Here is a 16443-nt window from a genome sequence, read left to right as displayed (position 1 = left end):
AAGTATTGTATTCAGTTTGTATCCGTTTCTTTCTTGTTACGATTTTTGACCCCAAAATTGATAAAGGTCAGTACGAATAAATCCATTAAACAATTTCCGTTTTTTCGTTGCTTTCTTTCCGTAAAGTGCTTCTAGGTTTTCCATCGAAGAAAGCAAATATACAGACCAAGTCGGATATTGATTCATGACTGTACCTAATTCACGAATTACTTGTTCAATTATTTCTTTTTCACCGATACGTTCTCCATATGGTGGATTTGAAATAATGACACCATCTGTTAGCTTCGTCGTAAAGTCAGTAGCTTGCATTTGTTTAAATGTAATTAAATCTGCAAATCCTGCTTCCAACGCATTGTCTTGGGCAATGGTTATCATACGATGATCGATATCTGAACCGATTATTTCAAGAGGTTGATCGTAATTAGCTAGATCATCAGCTTCATTCCGAGCTTCATCCCATATAGTTGAAGACATCCAATTCCATTGTTCCGAAATGAAATCCCTATTATATCCCGGTGCTATATTTTGTCCAATCATAGCAGCTTCCAATGGTATTGTACCAGACCCGCAGAATAAGTCGATGAACGGTCTACCTGGACTCCATTTGGAAATTTTGACCAAGGCCGCTGCAAGTGTTTCCTTCAAAGGAGCTTCTCCTTGTAATTGTCTATAGCCGCGTTTATGTAGGCCCGCTCCAGATGTATCTATAGTTAATGTAGCAACATCCTTCAAAATCGAAATTTCGATTTTAAATGTTGCACCAGATTCATCTAAAAAACCTAGACGTTTATAATGTAATTTCATACGCTCTACTATCGCCTTTTTCACGATTGCCTGACAATCCGGAACACTAAATAATTTTGATTTCACAGATTTTCCCGATACAGGAAATGCAGCATCTACAGGTAAATATTTCTCCCACTCAATTGCTTTCGTACTCTCAAATAGTTGATCAAATGTATGTGCAGGAAATTCTGCTACGACAATTTTTACTCGATCTGCAACACGCAACCATAGATTACATCTTGCAATCGCAATCTCATCCCCTTCAAAATATACTTTTCCATTTTCTACTCGAGTTTCATACCCTAAATCTTGTACTTCCTGTGCAACAATTGATTCAAGACCCATTGCAGCAGTTGCTACTAGTTGGAATTTTGTCATTACTCAATTTCTCCTTGATGTTCATATTCCCATAGTTGTAAAAATTCAATTAAGCCATCCATAGATACCGGCTTACTATAATAATACCCTTGAATATAATCACAACCCATTTCCCGTAAAATATTTAGCTGTTGTACACTTTCAACACCTTCAGCTATTACTTGCATGTTTAAACGATGTGCCATTTGAATAATCGCATCAACAACAGCTTGTTTATCATCTAAAGAAACGATATGTTGTATAAAGCTGCGATCTATTTTTAAATAATCAAGTGGAAAACGCACTAAATAACTTAAAGAAGAGTAGCCAGTTCCGAAATCATCAATGGATAGTTTAAATCCTAATTGCTTCAGTCGAACAAGCTTTCGAATCGTATCTGAATCATTATTCATTACTGTTCTTTCAGTAACTTCGATTTCAAAATTTTGTGCTGAAGTATTATTTTTCTCTAATATTTTTTGAATCGATTCTAAAAAATTTTGTTGTTGAAAGTGTATACTTGATACATTAAAAGCAATCGATATTTTTGAATATCCTGCTAATCTTAGTTTTGCCAGATCTTCACAAGCTTTCTCCAAAACAATCTCACTAATCGGTATAATAAGCCCAGTTTCCTCTGCATACGGGATAAATTCAGCTGGGGAAACGGACCCTAATTTTTCACTTTCCCAACGAACTAGAGCTTCTAATCCAACAATTTTATTTAACTGCGTACTTACTTTCGGCTGAAAATTTAATGTGAAATCACGGTTTTCAATTGCTTTTCTTAGTTCTGAATCTAGTACGATGACACGCTTTGAATCTATATTCAAATCTTCAAAATAAAATGAGAAGCCATTGCGTCCATTTTGTTTTGAGAAGTACATCGCTTTATCGGCTCGATTAACAAGATCTTCTGTTGTATCCCCATCATGAGGATAAATGCTTATTCCTATACTTGTTGAAACAAAGATTTCTTGATTATTGATGAAAACAGGCTTTTCAATTTCACGAATGACTTGTTCTGCGAATTTTGCAGCTTCTCTTGGATGGCGAATATTTGTTAACGTAATAACAAACTCATCACCACCATATCTAGCAAGTAAATCTTTTGAATTTAATAATCTTTTTATACGTTGTGCAATTTCAACTAACAGCAAATCTCCTGTTGTATGACCTAATGTATCGTTTACTTGTTTAAATCGATCCAAGTCTAAAAAAAATACTGCATGTTGAACCTTATTTGATATAATCTCGGAAGACTCGAGAAGAGAATTCATTTTCTTCAGGTATGCAAATCGATTATTTACTTCTGTTAACGAATCAGTTAATGCACGTTTTTCTAATTCACTTTCTACAATCTTTCTTTCAGATAAGTCAGTAAAAATACCACAATAGTTGGTAACGATGCCATGTTCATCTTTTATACTCATAATCGTTAGCCACTCAGGATAAATATCACCGTTTTTCCGACGGTTCCATATTTCACCTTGCCAGACACCATGATTTTGGATGCTTTTCCACATTTCATTATAAAAAGCTCGTTCATGAACGCCTGATTGCAAAATTGTAGGGTTTTTGCCAACTACCTCTTTACTTTTGTAGCCAGTAACTTTTTCAAATGCGGGATTTACGACTAAAATTTTCTTATTTACATCTGTTACCATAATTCCTTCAGATACATTTTCAAAAATTTTCATCACAACATGATTCGGATAATAACTATTCTCACTAGTTATATCTTGGTATACTTCCCTCATTTTTACTCTCCCTATCGCTAAAAGAAAGGCTCTCCAAATTGATGGAGAGCCTATCAAGATAAGCATAACGCTCTTATTGTTTATACTTACTTAAATGCCCATTCATTTCCATGGACATTATTATAGAACATTTTTTTACTTATTTTTTAAATAGAAGTTTAAGTTATTATATATCATAGAAATTCATAAGCCATGTTTTGTTCCCGAGTACTCAAACGGTTAAAAACCTCGTACAAAGCGGGTAGTAATCATCTATCTACGAAAGAAATCTTTCGTCCCTCCATCCGTTCATTTCCTTCAGGAGAGTGCCCCTACCATAATTTGGGTTTCTCACTCGTGGGGTTTACCTCGTTCCACCTTCACTGTTTCCAATGAAGCTACGTCACTGTGGCACTTTCAGGAAGTGTCAACCATATCAAAAGACTTAGGTTTTCCTTCCGCCGTCAAGGCGAGCCTTGCCTTACCTTATTTTTTCAGTAAGCACGAACACTACGGTCATCTCAGAGCCGTGTGAGCATGGACTTTCCTCTACAACTTCGTAATGAGTTGCAGCGATTACTCGAATTTGACTATGATAAAAGTATTATACTAAAAAACATTGATAAATTCAATAACCTTTAGAATTTTATTCGTATAGTTTACTTCCAAATACATGTTTTTCTAAGTTTGAAAGTCGTTTTAATATATCAAAATTAGTGTTTCCTGCTGACTGTTGTACTTGTGGTCGTCTAACAGTTGTATTTTCTAATTCTTCTTTTAAACGTTTATTTTCAGCACGCAATTCTTCAATAGTTTTTTCAAATGCGTCATAATCTTCCATAATTTGATCTAAAAACTGATCTACTTGGTCAATACTATAACCTTTTACTGATTTCTTAAATTCTTTCTCCAAAATAATTTTTGAATTTAATTTAATTTCCATTCACATCGCCCTTCCATCCGATACGTACATATTTCGATTATACCATATGAATGATTCAAAAGGGATTGAAAGCAACTTATTTTATAGATAATAGCGACATAATTTTGCAAAATATGATTTTTTTAATCATGATTCTAATACAATGTCAAAAATTGCGCTTCCCCGGGAAATTATTTTTATAATTTTCAATTAATTACTATTTATTTCCCTAGTTTTTTTTCAATCCTTGTATATCTTTTTTTCCACTCTTCTAGCTTTTTAACTTGCTGATCCTTTTTGAACAACGTACTTGAACTAGTAATTCGCAAACCTTCTTCGGCGTAAAATAACGCCTGTTTAAACTCTTTAAAGTGATGTTCATGTAAAATTGCTAACTGTTCAAGTACTTTTAGCTTTTCTCGAGACTTTAAAACCTTTAATGCCTTTTCAAAAGAATGCCTAGCCTCTTCATATCGTCTATTTCTTTTATGCTGAAAAGCTAGAAAATAATATGCAAGTCCTGCTTCTTCATCATCGAATTCATTCGTAACATTAACTAAAATTTGTTTACTTTGCTGCTGTTGTTTCAAGTCTCCATACCATTTCCCTATGTTTGTATAGGTTGTAGCAGCTTCTTTCAAATCATTTTCAAGTAGTAGATTTGTAGAATGAATATAGAGAGTTACTAGTGACAATAAGTCCCATTCATTATGATAAAGTACTTTCATTAGATTAGTCGCATCTCCACTTTTAACCGCATCTGCATAAATGATTGGTGCTAAAAAACCTGGAATATCTCCCTTTCGTTTAAATCCAAGTTTCTCTTCTTCTACTTGTGTTAATTTCATTCTTTCCAAATTATTTTTCCATATTCGTTTTGAACTGTGTAATAAATCAATTTGTTTTTGAACACGGAGTTTCGGTAAGAATTGTTGATTTAATGTCCATCTAGTTTCTAATTGAGGCCAATCGAAACTTTTGCCATTATATGAGACAACGGTTTTTGAGTGCTGCCAAAATTTTGATTCAAACAAGAGGGCAGCCTCATTAGATGGGTCTGCTAATACATATTGATTTAAAATAAAACTTTTATCCGTAGGTTCTAATAGTCCTAATAAAAATATGTTAGTCCCGACACCTTTTAATCCTGTCGTTTCTGTATCAAAGAACAGTACTTCTTCATCTATATCAATTAAATACGGATGCTCTGCACCTGTTGATTGCCATTTTTCAAGCGCCTTATAAAATAAGCCCAATTCATAATGGCCGTGCTTATATTGCAGAGGGTATTCAACCTGGCGTTTAAATAAAACACCAAAGTCATTTTCAACAACTGCTAAACCAGCCTCTTGCCATTTTGCAATATAGACTGGCTTATCTGGCTTTTGAAAGACAGGCTTTTCCTTAACATCTGTTTTCTTTTTCCCAAGCATTTGTTTCAGCTGCATTACTTTATTTTCATACGACATGACATCACTCTATTTCACTAAGTAAAATTGATAATACTTTTAATACTTTATTTTTACTTTCATTGAGACTATCCTGCGCGCCAATACAAGATGGACATCCTGTTTGGCAAGGGCAATTTCGTACATGCTTTATCGTCTGTTCAAGAATTGGAACCAGAATGTCATACACTCTTTCACTTAAGCCAATTCCACCTGGATAGCTGTCATAAACAAATAATGTTGGTTTCTCATTATGAACAGATTTTACTTGTGGTACTACTGTTAAATCATTGCGGTCACATTGTAAATATAGTGGAATAAATGAACTAATTGCATAGGCAGCCCCTGTTAACGCATCTGTTAACATTTCCTCTGACCAGTTTTCAGGCAAATCAAACGACATCCATGTGGCATTCGTATGCATTTCTAATGGTGGAATATGAATCTTGCCTGAGCCGATATTTTCATGTGTTTGGAATCTTATTTTTTTAAATATTGTTGGTATTGCAAGTAAGCTTATATCCCCATAGCTAACAGTTGCCGTTTTGTATTTTGCACTTTTATCTTCATTTAGTACTTTTAATTCAACCGCTAAGTTTGCATCTGTAAAATAATCTACATCTACTTCTCTTACATATGCCTTTTTTTCTTCCCAATCAAGCTTTTCTACTTGGAATTGGGTTCCTTGATGAAGGTAAATTGCTTCTTCATGGAGCAGCGTCATGGCACTATAAGTATCCATTTCCCCAATCACTTTCGTTCCTGCTGGAATTGATTGGTCAATAATGACGACATTTTCTTGCGAAGCAGAGCGCAAACTAATTTCATGTGCTGGGAAACGCTCGCTCATCCAATACCATTGTGAGCTCGTCTTAACTAAGACTCCCTCATCTTGTAAGAACTCCAGTAATTGCTGTACTTCAAATTCCCCATAGCCATCAGTCATCGAAAATGGCAATTCAAATGCAGCACATTTTAAATGGTCCATTAAAATAAGTATGTTTTCAGGATTAATTAACGCCTCTTCCGGTGAACTTCCCAATAAATAATTTGGATTTTGTACAACGTATTGATCCAACGCTGTTGAATTTGCGACATAAATGATTAACGCAGAATCTTGTCTTCTACCCGCTCGTCCTGCTTGCTGCCAAGCGCTTGCAATATTCCCTGGATATCCTGTCATAATACATGCCTGTAATTGGCCAATATCAACGCCTAACTCTAAAGCATTTGTACTGACAACTACTTGTATTGTGCCATTTCTTAATCCCTTTTCAATTGCCCGTCGTTCTGTTGGCAAATAGCCCCCCCGGTATCCGCGAATGGATTCATCCTTAATTTTATTCTTTGTAAGACTTTTTAAATATGTGACAAGCATTTCTACTCGTACACGTGATTTCGCAAAAACAATGGATTGAATACCAGCTTCATATAATCTGGTTGCTAAATCACGAACTTCTAAAATACTGCTCCGTCTTACTCCAAATGTTGGATGGATAATTGGTGGGTTATAGAATAGAAACGTTTTCTTGCCTACTGGGGCTCCTGAGTTAGCTATTAACTCATGCTTCGAATTCGTTAATTTTTCTGCTAGCTCTTTAGGGTTTTTAATTGTTGCAGATGTGCAAATAAAAATAGGGTCACTCCCATAAAAAGCGCAAATACGTTTCAGTCTTCGAATAACATGTGCTACGTGACTTCCAAATACACCTTTATATGTATGCAATTCATCAATCACAATATATTTTAGATTTTCAAAAAGAGATACCCATTTTGTGTGATGCGGTAATATACCAGAATGAAGCATATCAGGATTTGTCATTACAATATGCCCTGCTTTTCGAATTTTTTGCCGAATAGCAGGTGCAGTATCTCCATCATATGTGTAGCTTAAAATTTCTTCGCCCATCAGCTCGATTAATTCATTTAAGTCGGCTTTTTGATCCTGTGCCAAAGCTTTTGTTGGGAATAAATAAATAGCTCTGCTTGATGGGTCTTCTAAAATTTTTTGCAATACAGGTAAATGATAGCAAAGTGATTTCCCTGACGCCGTTGGGGTTACAGCAGTGAATGATTTCCCTTCCTGTGCAAAATCAAAAGCTTCGCGCTGATGAGTATACAGCTGCCCTATTCCTCGAGCTTCCAATGCCTTCTGAATGGAAGGATGAAGACTTTGTGGAAAAGGTGAATAATGAGCAGGCTTCGCTTCTAGTGTTTGCCAATGGATAATGTTTTGTTTTAGTTCTTCATCATATTGCCATTCTTGCAACAATTCATCAATCGTACGTTTTTTACTTAACACCATTATCACTCTCCTCCAAGTATCGCAAAAAAGTAGATAAGGTATAATGTACAGATTGTACAGACTGTATGAACCTTTTTTTGCTAGTTTCCTTATAAAAGGATTGTACAACAAATTGGTTCATCGCATCGACAGCATTATTAATTTGGATTTCATGCATATATTTTGGTCTATTTTGTTGTATCCAAGAAAGAGCATTTTGCTGCCATTCTATTAATAAAGATTGTATATAATCAGCATGAGGCTTTACTTCGTCAAAAAAGTGAGGTGTTGCGTCAAGTTCACGCTGTCTGTAAAAGCGACTAATTGACGCATCACACTCTTCTATTAAATGTTTAGTTTGTTCGATTAGTTGCATTTTTTGTTCCTCTTAATATTTTTAATCTACTTTTAGTGTACCAAAAACTAATCTAATTCACTAGTAATAGGCGAACAAGCATTCTTTACATGAACTTGCTTTTCTGCTAAGCTTACTTTTTGATAAGTTGTTCCTAATTGAGAGAAAAATAGGTCATTCATCATGGCGCGTTCATTCTCGATTTTAGCTGTTATCATACTATCAACACAGTCAATTTGCGAAATGAGCATTTGAATTTTGTTCATTGTCATTCCTCCTTTTGACTGTATAATTCATTTGAAAATGTCAAATCCCTTTTCGCATGTCAAAACTAGACAATGGTTGATAAAACAAGAAAATTTTCGCTATATTTTTATGTTAAACTTAACTTTGGAATTGGGTATTATTTTAAGAAAAGCGCAAGCGCCCGCTTAACCCGCGTCGACATGACTCACATCCTGTGAACCCCAAGTGTTGGGCCGACCAAAAACGCCACATTGTGTGGCTTTGTCGGCACTTGCACATCCATATGCGGCGGAAGGCCAGAATCGTTAAGCTTTTTCAGCTTTCAACCGAGAGGCTGGCTGGCTTGCGCTAGGTATTGATTAAAAAAGTTTTAATACTTTCTGATTAAGAAAGAAAGGGTGTTTCTGTTGATTCATTATCCTAATGGTAAACCGTATAGGCCAAAGTCAAACGAAATACCAAAAATAAAACATACAGGCATTAAAAGAGAAAAGGATGTTTCGTTTAGTAACCGGGGAAAAACACTTGAAGATGAAATAAATGAAACGAATAGTTACTATTTAAATCATCAAATTGCTATAATTCATAAGAAACCTGTTCCGGTACAAATCGTCAAAGTTGAATATCCATCCCGCAGCGCCGCGGTTATACGAGAAGCATACTTCCGCACTCCATCAACTACTGACTATAACGGTGTATGGAATGGATATTATATAGATTTTGAAGCAAAAGAAACCGAAAGCAAAACTTCTTTTCCTTTAAAAAATGTGCACCAACATCAGGTAACCCATATGGAAATGGTTACGAATCAAAAAGGAATAGCATTTACTATTGTACGATTCTCTTCATTAGATCGATATTTTGTCGTCCCTTTTTCAGTACTGCAAGAAGCGTGGACAGTTATGGAGAATGGAGGAAGAAAATCCATTCCACTAACAATTTTTGAAAGCAAAGCATATGAAATTCAGCCAGGATATAATCCACGAATTGATTATTTATCAGCAATAGAAAAAATTATCGTAAATGAGGAAGAAAGATAGTTTGTTAAAGTGAGGAGATTAATTTGACAGAGAAAAGACGTACACGTGAAGAATTAAAACGTCAACGTGAACAACAGAAGAAGTCCCAAAAAAAGCCTATCATGGCATGGATAAAAAGAATTGTAATTGCAGTTTTAATAATAGGAGTAGTTGGTTTAGTTGGAGGGGCTGGACTTTTTGCATATTATGCTAGTTCGGCACCCGAGCTTGATGAGGAATCATTAAAGGATCCAATTTCTTCAGAGTTTTATGATATGAATGGCGAACTTTTCGCTACAGTCGGTGCAGAAGACCGAACGTATGTTGAATTTGATGATATACCAGACGAAATGGTAGACGCAATTCTTGCAACTGAGGATGTTCGATTTTTCGATCACTTCGGAATCGATATTTGGCGACTAGGTAGTGCGGTAATTGCCAATGTCCGACATGGCTTTGGTTCCCAAGGTGCTAGTACGATTACACAGCAAGTAGTTAAAAACTCATTTTTGAGTAATGATAAAAAATTAAAACGTAAAGCCCAAGAAGCATGGTTAGCCATCCAGTTGGAAAAGCATTATGAAAAAGAAGAAATTTTTGAAATGTACTTTAATAAAGTGTTAATGTCAGGTACTATTTATGGTTTCGGTACAGCGTCAAAAGCTTTCTTTGGCAAAGAATTAAATGAATTAGAGTTGGATGAAATGGCATTGCTGGCTGGTATTCCACAAAGTCCAAATAACTACAATCCTTACCGTAATCCGGAAAGAGCTCAAAAACGTCGAGATTTAGTTTTAGACCTAATGGTTCAACATGGAAAAATTACTGAGGAAGAAGCAGCAGCAGCAAAAGCAATAGACGTTACATCTCGCTTACTTCCAGATGAGGAACGTCAATCAGTTGGTGGGACAAAATATAATGCATTCCTAGATGTTGTAATCAGTGAGCTTGAAAAAAATGGTGACGGAGAAGCTCTTGCTGAAGGTATTAAAGTTTATACTACATTAGACCCTAATGCTCAAACAATTGTTGAAGATACGATGAATAACTCTGCAAACTTCCCTACAGAGTCAATTCAGTCTGGTGTTTCAGTTATCGATACAAAAACAGGTGAAATTAGAGCAATTGGCGGTGGACGCAACTATGGTGCAGAACGAGGATTTAACTATGCATATGATTTAACAACTCGTTCTCCAGGTTCAACAATTAAACCGCTTTTAGATTATGGTCCAGCCATTGAAAACTTAAAATGGTCTACAGGTCAAACTACTGTTGATGAAAGAATGACCTATACTGGATCAGATAAAGTTATTACAAACTGGGATAATAAATATTTTGGCACTATTACTATTCGAGAAGCACTTTACGCATCTCGAAACGTACCAGCAGTAAAAACTTTACAAGAGGTTGGAACAGATAAAGCAAAAGAGTTTATTTCAAAATTAGGAATTAATGCAGAAAATATATATGAATCTGATGCAATTGGTGGAGGTAGTATTACATTAACACCGATTCAAATGTCCGCATCCTTTGCGGCTTTTGGTAATAATGGTATTTATAATGAACCAACAGCTATTAAACACATTGAATATCGTGATGGTTCTAAGAAAACTTATAAAACAGATCCAGTTGTTGCCATGGAAGAATATACTGCATATATGGTGACGGATATGTTACGTGATGTTTTAAGCAACAAACCAGGTGCTTCTGGTTCTGCGGCAAATGTATCTGGATTAGATATCGCTGGTAAAACTGGTACAACGAACTATGATGCAAAAGAATTTGATCAATATGATTTACCAAGCAGCAGTGTTCCTGACTCATGGTTTGCGGGATATACAACGAATTACTCCATTGCTATTTGGAGTGGGTATTCAAAACGTTCGGAGCCAATTACAACATGGGATGAACGCCGATTACCGCAAAATTTATTTAGAACAATTCTATCTCAAATTTCAACAAATGTTGAAACGGCTAATTTTACAAAACCAAATTCAGTTGTTGAAGCAACAATAGAGGTTGGAACAAATCCACTTAAGCTTGCAAGTGAGTTTACACCAAATGAATTGCGTCGAACAGAATTGTTCGTAAGAGGAACTGAACCTACTCAAGTTTCAAATGAATATGAACAAATTGAACTAGACGCACCAACTAATCTACAAGCACCTTACAACAAAGAAAGTAACTCAATTGATTTAACTTGGGAGTTTAATCAAGATCTGAAAGATACTAAGGTTTCATTTGAAGTGGCAATGACTGTTGATAACGGAGAACCGATTGTAATAGCAACAACTGAAAATAAACAAACATCCGTTCCAAACATTGAACCTGGTCGAAATTACACATTCTCAGTAACAGCTGTAGCAGAAGATGTTCGAAGTGAACCAGCAACGGTTTCAATATTTATTGAAAATACGGTTGATGAGCCTGAGATTGAAATGCCAGACGGAGAATTCGGAGAAGACTTTGATATTGGCAATGAAGGCAATGGCAATAATGGGAATGGTAATGGAAACTGGAATAACGGTAACGGTAACGGAAATGGTAATGGTAATGGCAACGGAAATGGTAATGGAAATAATAATGGCGATGAAGACTGGTTTAATCCTGAAGATGGTGGTGGAGAGATAGAATACCCTACCGATCCAAATTATCAGTCATCAACAAATGAATGGTAAAATAGTGGGAATTCAAAAAAAACACAATTCAGATTCAGTTCTGAATTGTGTTTTTTATTATAATGATTTATTTGACCTTTATACATTCTAATATTAAATAAGCCATCTCATAAGGGAGATGGCTTATTTTAGTTCGATTTAATTCTTAAACGGGCAAGACGCTTTTTCAGTTCTTTAAACAATTCATCTAATTGCCGATAGCATGCATATTGCCCTGGTCTTGCTTTAATAAATAACAATCTTTCCATGCCATTGATCGGCATTACTTCATATTGTCCGGCTACATTGATTGTTGGTTCTTCAATTTCTGAACAGTCAATAATACATTGCTCGAATAAAGCAATCCCCTTTTCCATTAGTTTTTTCGCATCGTCATTTCGTTGATCATGTGCATGGTGAATTTGTTCGCTTAAATGATTCCATTTTTCAAAATAAGGCTCAACTTTTTCTTTTTGAATCGCTTCATTTCTCGCTTTGATCAATTTTCACCAACCCCTTTTTCATGCGCTTTTGCCCTTCTCTACAATCATCTAGCAAAGGACATACATGACATTGAGGATTTTGTGCTTTGCAATGATAACGTCCGAAAAAGATTAATTGATGATGCGTTTTTGACCATTTCTCTTTCGGTGTTTTTTTCATCACTGTTTCTTCTACTTCTAATACAGAATCTTTTAAACGGCATAAACCAAGTCTTTTTGTAACTCGTTCAACATGTGTATCAACAGCTAATGCAGGTATATTAAACGCTACAGATAAAACTACATTAGCAGTTTTGCGCCCTACTCCTGGAAGTGTAACTAACTGCTCACGACTTTGTGGAATTTCCCCATGAAAATCTTTGATTAATATTTCACATAAAGCCTGAATGTTTTTTGCCTTATTTCGGTACAAACCTATTGAACGTATATCATTCTGTAATTCTTCTAAAGAGACGGCTAAATAATCCTCTGGTGTTTTATATTTTTGAAATAAATTTTTTGTTACTTTGTTTACAAGTGCATCTGTACATTGTGCTGACAATAGTGTTGCGATTGTTAATTCAAACGGGTTGTCATGGACGAGCTCACAATGTGCATTAGGAAACATCCTATCCATTTCTTCTAAGCAATGTTCCCATTGTTTTTTCGTAAGCACAGCAAAACCCCCTATTCCCTTTCTTCTAGCCAATTATAAAATGAAACTTTATGTGTATTTTCTGTTGCTGGTTTTGTTTTAGGCTGTACAGTAGTCGTTTTATTGTAAAATTGCTCTGTATGCTTCTCAACTTGTTTAATTGATGTAATGTTTTTCTTTTTCCACTCAAACAAAATGCGGTCAATGTAACGGAAGGAGAGTTTACTTGCTAAAACGGCTTCTTTTAGTGCTGCTTTAATAATAGATGGTGAATGACGATCAGCATCCAACCACATTGAAATCGTTTCAATTTCCATTGGAGACAACAGCCGGCCAAATTCCTGTTCAAATATTTTAAAAATTTCACCTTCCTCATTTTTTTGAGCTTGAATTTCTTCATTGATCGTAGAACTTTCAATGAAATCCATTATTCTTTCCCAAAGAGGATAAATAGAGTATTTTTCATATAGCTTGCCATGTATATCGACACCTTGAGTAATTTCTAAAAATCCTTTTTGCATAAGACGTTGTAGCTTTAATGTTATATCGTTCTCGTTAAAGTGTAGTCTCTGCGCGAGATCATTTGGGGTTGGAAAGTCGTTTCTTTCTGATTGAAAAGCTAACAGATGTAACAAAAGAAGCGCTTCATCATCTTGTATATTTAACTTTTTATAATGCTGAAAAAAAAGCTGAGGAATTGCAACATTCCCCTGCTCTATCCATAAATGGAGTCGCTTATTTTTTTCATTCAATGCTAAGACTCCCTTCTTTTTTAAACTAGTCTTGATGTAAGTAAAGCTTCTTAGCTAGAATACCCTTTACTCTAAAGGAAAACGTCCGCTGTTAACGGACGCTTTTTCGTTATGAAAGCGCAGCGACAAATATCAAGGCGCTTCCGCTTATTATTATTATGGATAAAGTCTATTAAGAAGTCTAGGGAATGGAATACATTCACGAACGTGCTCTGCTCCACTAATCCATGCAACAGTACGTTCCAATCCTAAACCGAATCCAGAGTGAGGAACAGATCCCTGCTTGCGTAAATCTAAATACCAAGCATACGCATCCTCATCTAGTTTATGTTCTTCTAATCGTTGTTTTAATAAATCAAAATCGTGAATTCGCTCAGAGCCGCCAATAATTTCACCATAACCTTCTGGCGCAATTAAATCTGCACATAAAACGACATCCTCACGCTCTGGATGCGGTTGCATATAAAATGGCTTAATTCCAACTGGGTAGCACGTAATAAATACAGGTTTATCAAAGCTTTCAGCTATAGCAGTTTCATGCGGCGCGCCAAAATCGTCGCCCCACTGGATGTCAGTAAATCCTTTTTCGTGTAGGAACTTAATCGCATCATCATATGAAATACGTGGGAATGGCGCTTTAATATTCTCTAATTTTGAAGTATCGCGGCCAAGACGCTCTAATTCGATTTTGCAATTTTTTAGTACAGATCGAACAATAAAGGAAACATATTGTTCTTGTACTTCTAAATTCTCTTCGAACTCAACAAAGGCCATTTCTGGCTCAATCATCCAAAACTCAATTAAGTGGCGTCGAGTTTTTGATTTTTCTGCACGGAATGTTGGACCAAAAGAAAATACTTTTCCTAAAGCCATAGCCGCGGCTTCCATATAAAGTTGACCTGATTGTGAAAGGTACGCATCCTCGTCAAAATATTTTGTATGGAATAGCTCTGAAGTTCCTTCTGGAGCAGAACCTGTCAAAATAGGCGGATCAATTTTAACAAAACCGTTATTGTTGAAAAATTCGTATGTTGCGCGAATGATTTCATTTCGAATTTTCATAATTGCGTGCTGTTTACGGGAACGCAGCCAAAGGTGACGGTTGTCCATTAAGAACTCTACACCGTGTTCTTTAGGCGTAATTGGGTAATCCACTGCTTCATGAATTACTTCGATATTTGTAACAGCAAGTTCACAGCCAAAGCTTGAACGTGTGTCCTCTTTAACAACACCTGTAATGTACATCGAAGTTTCTTGAGTTAAACCTTTTGCTGTTGCAAATAATTCTTCTCCAACTTCTTCTTTAACAATTACCCCCTGTACAAAGCCAGAGCCATCTCGTAATTGTAAAAAAGCAATTTTTCCACTTGAACGTTTGTTTGATAACCAAACACCTAATTTTACAGTTTCGCCAATATGATTTGGCATTTCTTGAATCATTATTTTTTTCATATTGTTCCTCCAACAAAGAACTAATTATAGTAGATTGTAAACAAGCTAAATTTAGCTTGTTTACAATCTATTTGTATTTAACAAAAAATTAGTCTTGCCATTTTGATTTCACATAATTGTCCATTCGTCTCACTGCTTCTTCAAGTAATTCTAAAGATGTCGCATAGCTTAGACGAATTGTTGATGGTACACCAAAGCCTGATCCAGGTACTACCGCAACATTTGCTTCAGTTAATAAAGCACTAACAAAATCATCTACAGAATCAAAGCCTGTTTTTAAAGCAGCCTCTGATACATCAGGAAGCAGATAAAATGCACCTTGTGGTTTTAATACTTTAAATCCAGGAATCGCACTTAATTTTGGATAGATTACCTCTAAACGAGATTCAAAAGCACGTCTCATCTCTTCAACAGAATCCTGTGGTCCATTATATGCTTCAATTGTTGCATATTGAGAAGTAGTTGTTGGGTTTGAAGTTGAGTGAGAGGCTAAATCCGTCATAGACTTAATAATTTCAGCATTACCTGCTGCATATCCGATACGCCATCCTGTCATAGAGTGAGATTTAGCTACACCATTTACAACAATTGTTTGCGTCTTTACTTCATCAGAAAGCTGTGCAATGGAGAAATGTTCTAGTCCATTGTATAAAAGCTTTTCATAAATTTCATCTGATACGATTAGAATATCTTTTTCAACTGCAACTGATGCCAGTTCTGTCAGTTCTTCACGAGAATAAACCATACCGGAAGGATTGCTTGGTGAATTGATAATGACAGCTTTTGTTTTATCCGTAATCGCATTGCGTAATTGTTCTGCTGTAATTTTGTAATTCTGTTCACTTGTACTTTCAACGAAAACGGGTATACCGCCTGCTAATTTTACCTGTTCAGGATAAGAAACCCAATAAGGGGCTGGAATAATTACTTCATCACCCTCGTTTAAAATAACTTGGAACAGCGTGTAAAGAACATGCTTTGCTCCTATCCCAACAATAATCTCATTTGGTTTATATGATAAATGATTATCGCGTGATAATTTGTCGATTATAGCTTGCTTTAATGCCGGAAGACCTCCAGCAGGTGTATATTTTGTAAAGCCTTTCGCCATTGATTGTGCTGCAGCATCAAGGATATTTTGTGGTGTATTAAAGTCAGGTTCACCTGCACCTAATCCGATAACATCAATACCTTGTGCCTTTAATTCTTTTGCTTTTGCAGTAATAGCTAGTGTTGAAGATGGTGTTAAAGTTTTTACACGATTTGCCAATAAATCTCTCATCAAAATC

Annotated in this window: 14 protein-coding genes and 1 other RNA gene; 2 read left to right on the top strand and 13 right to left on the bottom strand. The window is 35.7% G+C overall.

Annotated features, from left to right (window positions below; all coding sequences use genetic code 11):
- Positions 1–36: 36 nt before the first annotated feature.
- The 8 genes from MKY04_RS08335 to MKY04_RS08300 form a co-directional block, all read right to left on the bottom strand.
- Positions 37–1164, bottom strand: coding sequence for a THUMP domain-containing class I SAM-dependent RNA methyltransferase (locus tag MKY04_RS08335; protein ID WP_126294148.1), 1128 nt, complete (start codon positions 1162–1164; stop codon positions 37–39).
- Positions 1164–2903, bottom strand: a complete 1740-nt coding sequence (locus tag MKY04_RS08330) for a sensor domain-containing protein (RefSeq protein WP_126294149.1) — start codon at positions 2901–2903, stop codon at positions 1164–1166. Before MKY04_RS08330 ends, MKY04_RS08335 begins: the two co-directional genes overlap by 1 nt.
- 182 nt (positions 2904–3085) lie before the next feature.
- Positions 3086–3470: RNase P RNA component class B (rnpB, locus tag MKY04_RS08325), an RNA gene on the bottom strand.
- A 58-nt stretch (positions 3471–3528) separates the two neighbouring features.
- Positions 3529–3825, bottom strand: a complete 297-nt coding sequence (gene gpsB, locus MKY04_RS08320) for a cell division regulator GpsB (RefSeq protein ID WP_126294150.1) — start codon at positions 3823–3825, stop codon at positions 3529–3531.
- Between the two features lie 200 nt (positions 3826–4025).
- Positions 4026–5273, bottom strand: a complete 1248-nt coding sequence (locus tag MKY04_RS08315) for a ribonuclease H-like domain-containing protein (RefSeq protein ID WP_126294151.1) — start codon at positions 5271–5273, stop codon at positions 4026–4028.
- A gap of 4 nt (positions 5274–5277) precedes the next feature.
- The gene (locus MKY04_RS08310; RefSeq protein ID WP_126294202.1) at positions 5278–7554 is read right to left on the bottom strand and encodes a DEAD/DEAH box helicase; all 2277 of its coding nucleotides are present in this window, start codon (positions 7552–7554) and stop codon (positions 5278–5280) included.
- Positions 7544–7912: a YppE family protein gene (locus MKY04_RS08305; RefSeq protein WP_126294152.1), complete on the bottom strand. Its 369-nt coding sequence runs from the start codon at positions 7910–7912 to the stop codon at positions 7544–7546. Before MKY04_RS08305 ends, MKY04_RS08310 begins: the two co-directional genes overlap by 11 nt.
- Before the next feature lie 47 nt (positions 7913–7959).
- On the bottom strand, positions 7960–8157 hold the full coding sequence (locus MKY04_RS08300; protein ID WP_126294153.1) for an endonuclease: 198 nt from the start codon (positions 8155–8157) through the stop codon (positions 7960–7962).
- Between the two features lie 384 nt (positions 8158–8541).
- Here MKY04_RS08300 and recU point away from each other — a divergent pair, with 384 nt between their 5' ends.
- Both recU and MKY04_RS08290 read left to right on the top strand, forming a co-directional pair.
- Complete coding sequence (gene recU / locus MKY04_RS08295; RefSeq protein ID WP_126294203.1) at positions 8542–9177, top strand: Holliday junction resolvase RecU; 636 nt, start codon at positions 8542–8544, stop codon at positions 9175–9177.
- Positions 9178–9200: 23 nt separating this feature from the next.
- Positions 9201–11834 carry a PBP1A family penicillin-binding protein gene (locus MKY04_RS08290; protein ID WP_346235614.1) on the top strand — a complete coding sequence of 878 codons (2634 nt, stop codon included), beginning with the start codon at positions 9201–9203 and terminating at the stop codon, positions 11832–11834.
- Positions 11835–11962: 128 nt separating this feature from the next.
- Here MKY04_RS08290 and MKY04_RS08285 read toward each other — a convergent pair whose 3' ends face one another.
- The 5 genes from MKY04_RS08285 to MKY04_RS08265 all read right to left on the bottom strand — a co-directional run bounded on the left by MKY04_RS08285 (position 11963) and on the right by MKY04_RS08265 (position 16436).
- Complete coding sequence (locus MKY04_RS08285; RefSeq protein ID WP_126294155.1) at positions 11963–12316, bottom strand: YpoC family protein; 354 nt, start codon at positions 12314–12316, stop codon at positions 11963–11965.
- Positions 12297–12971: an endonuclease III gene (gene nth / locus MKY04_RS08280; protein WP_126294156.1), complete on the bottom strand. Its 675-nt coding sequence runs from the start codon at positions 12969–12971 to the stop codon at positions 12297–12299. The genes MKY04_RS08285 and nth overlap by 20 nt, the downstream gene beginning before the upstream one ends.
- Before the next feature lie 11 nt (positions 12972–12982).
- Complete coding sequence (locus MKY04_RS08275) at positions 12983–13702, bottom strand: DnaD domain-containing protein (RefSeq protein WP_126294157.1); 720 nt, start codon at positions 13700–13702, stop codon at positions 12983–12985.
- A 156-nt stretch (positions 13703–13858) separates the two neighbouring features.
- Positions 13859–15154, bottom strand: a complete 1296-nt coding sequence (asnS, locus tag MKY04_RS08270; protein ID WP_346235613.1) for an asparagine--tRNA ligase — start codon at positions 15152–15154, stop codon at positions 13859–13861.
- Positions 15155–15242: 88 nt separating this feature from the next.
- Positions 15243–16436: a pyridoxal phosphate-dependent aminotransferase gene (locus MKY04_RS08265; protein WP_126294159.1), complete on the bottom strand. Its 1194-nt coding sequence runs from the start codon at positions 16434–16436 to the stop codon at positions 15243–15245.
- Between the last annotated feature and the right edge of the window lie 7 nt (positions 16437–16443).

The sequence above is a fragment of the Lysinibacillus telephonicus genome, assembly GCF_039654155.1.
Taxonomy (GTDB): domain Bacteria; phylum Bacillota; class Bacilli; order Bacillales_A; family Planococcaceae; genus Ureibacillus; species Ureibacillus telephonicus.
This window is presented reverse-complemented; position numbering and strand designations above follow the sequence as displayed.

Bases quoted from the DNA above. Each gene is read 5' to 3' on its own strand.
- MKY04_RS08305 (WP_126294152.1), bottom strand. From the start codon at position 7,912: ATGCAACTAATCGAACAAACTAAACATTTAATAGAAGAGTGTGATGCG.
- MKY04_RS08265 (WP_126294159.1), bottom strand. From the start codon at position 16,436: ATGAGAGATTTATTGGCAAATCGTGTAAAAACTTTAACACCATCTTCA.
- MKY04_RS08315 (WP_126294151.1), bottom strand. From the start codon at position 5,273: ATGTCGTATGAAAATAAAGTAATGCAGCTGAAACAAATGCTTGGGAAA.
- gpsB (WP_126294150.1), bottom strand. From the start codon at position 3,825: ATGGAAATTAAATTAAATTCAAAAATTATTTTGGAGAAAGAATTTAAG.
- MKY04_RS08300 (WP_126294153.1), bottom strand. From the start codon at position 8,157: ATGAACAAAATTCAAATGCTCATTTCGCAAATTGACTGTGTTGATAGT.
- MKY04_RS08330 (WP_126294149.1), bottom strand. From the start codon at position 2,903: ATGAGGGAAGTATACCAAGATATAACTAGTGAGAATAGTTATTATCCG.
- MKY04_RS08335 (WP_126294148.1), bottom strand. From the start codon at position 1,164: ATGACAAAATTCCAACTAGTAGCAACTGCTGCAATGGGTCTTGAATCA.
- asnS (WP_346235613.1), bottom strand. From the start codon at position 15,154: ATGAAAAAAATAATGATTCAAGAAATGCCAAATCATATTGGCGAAACT.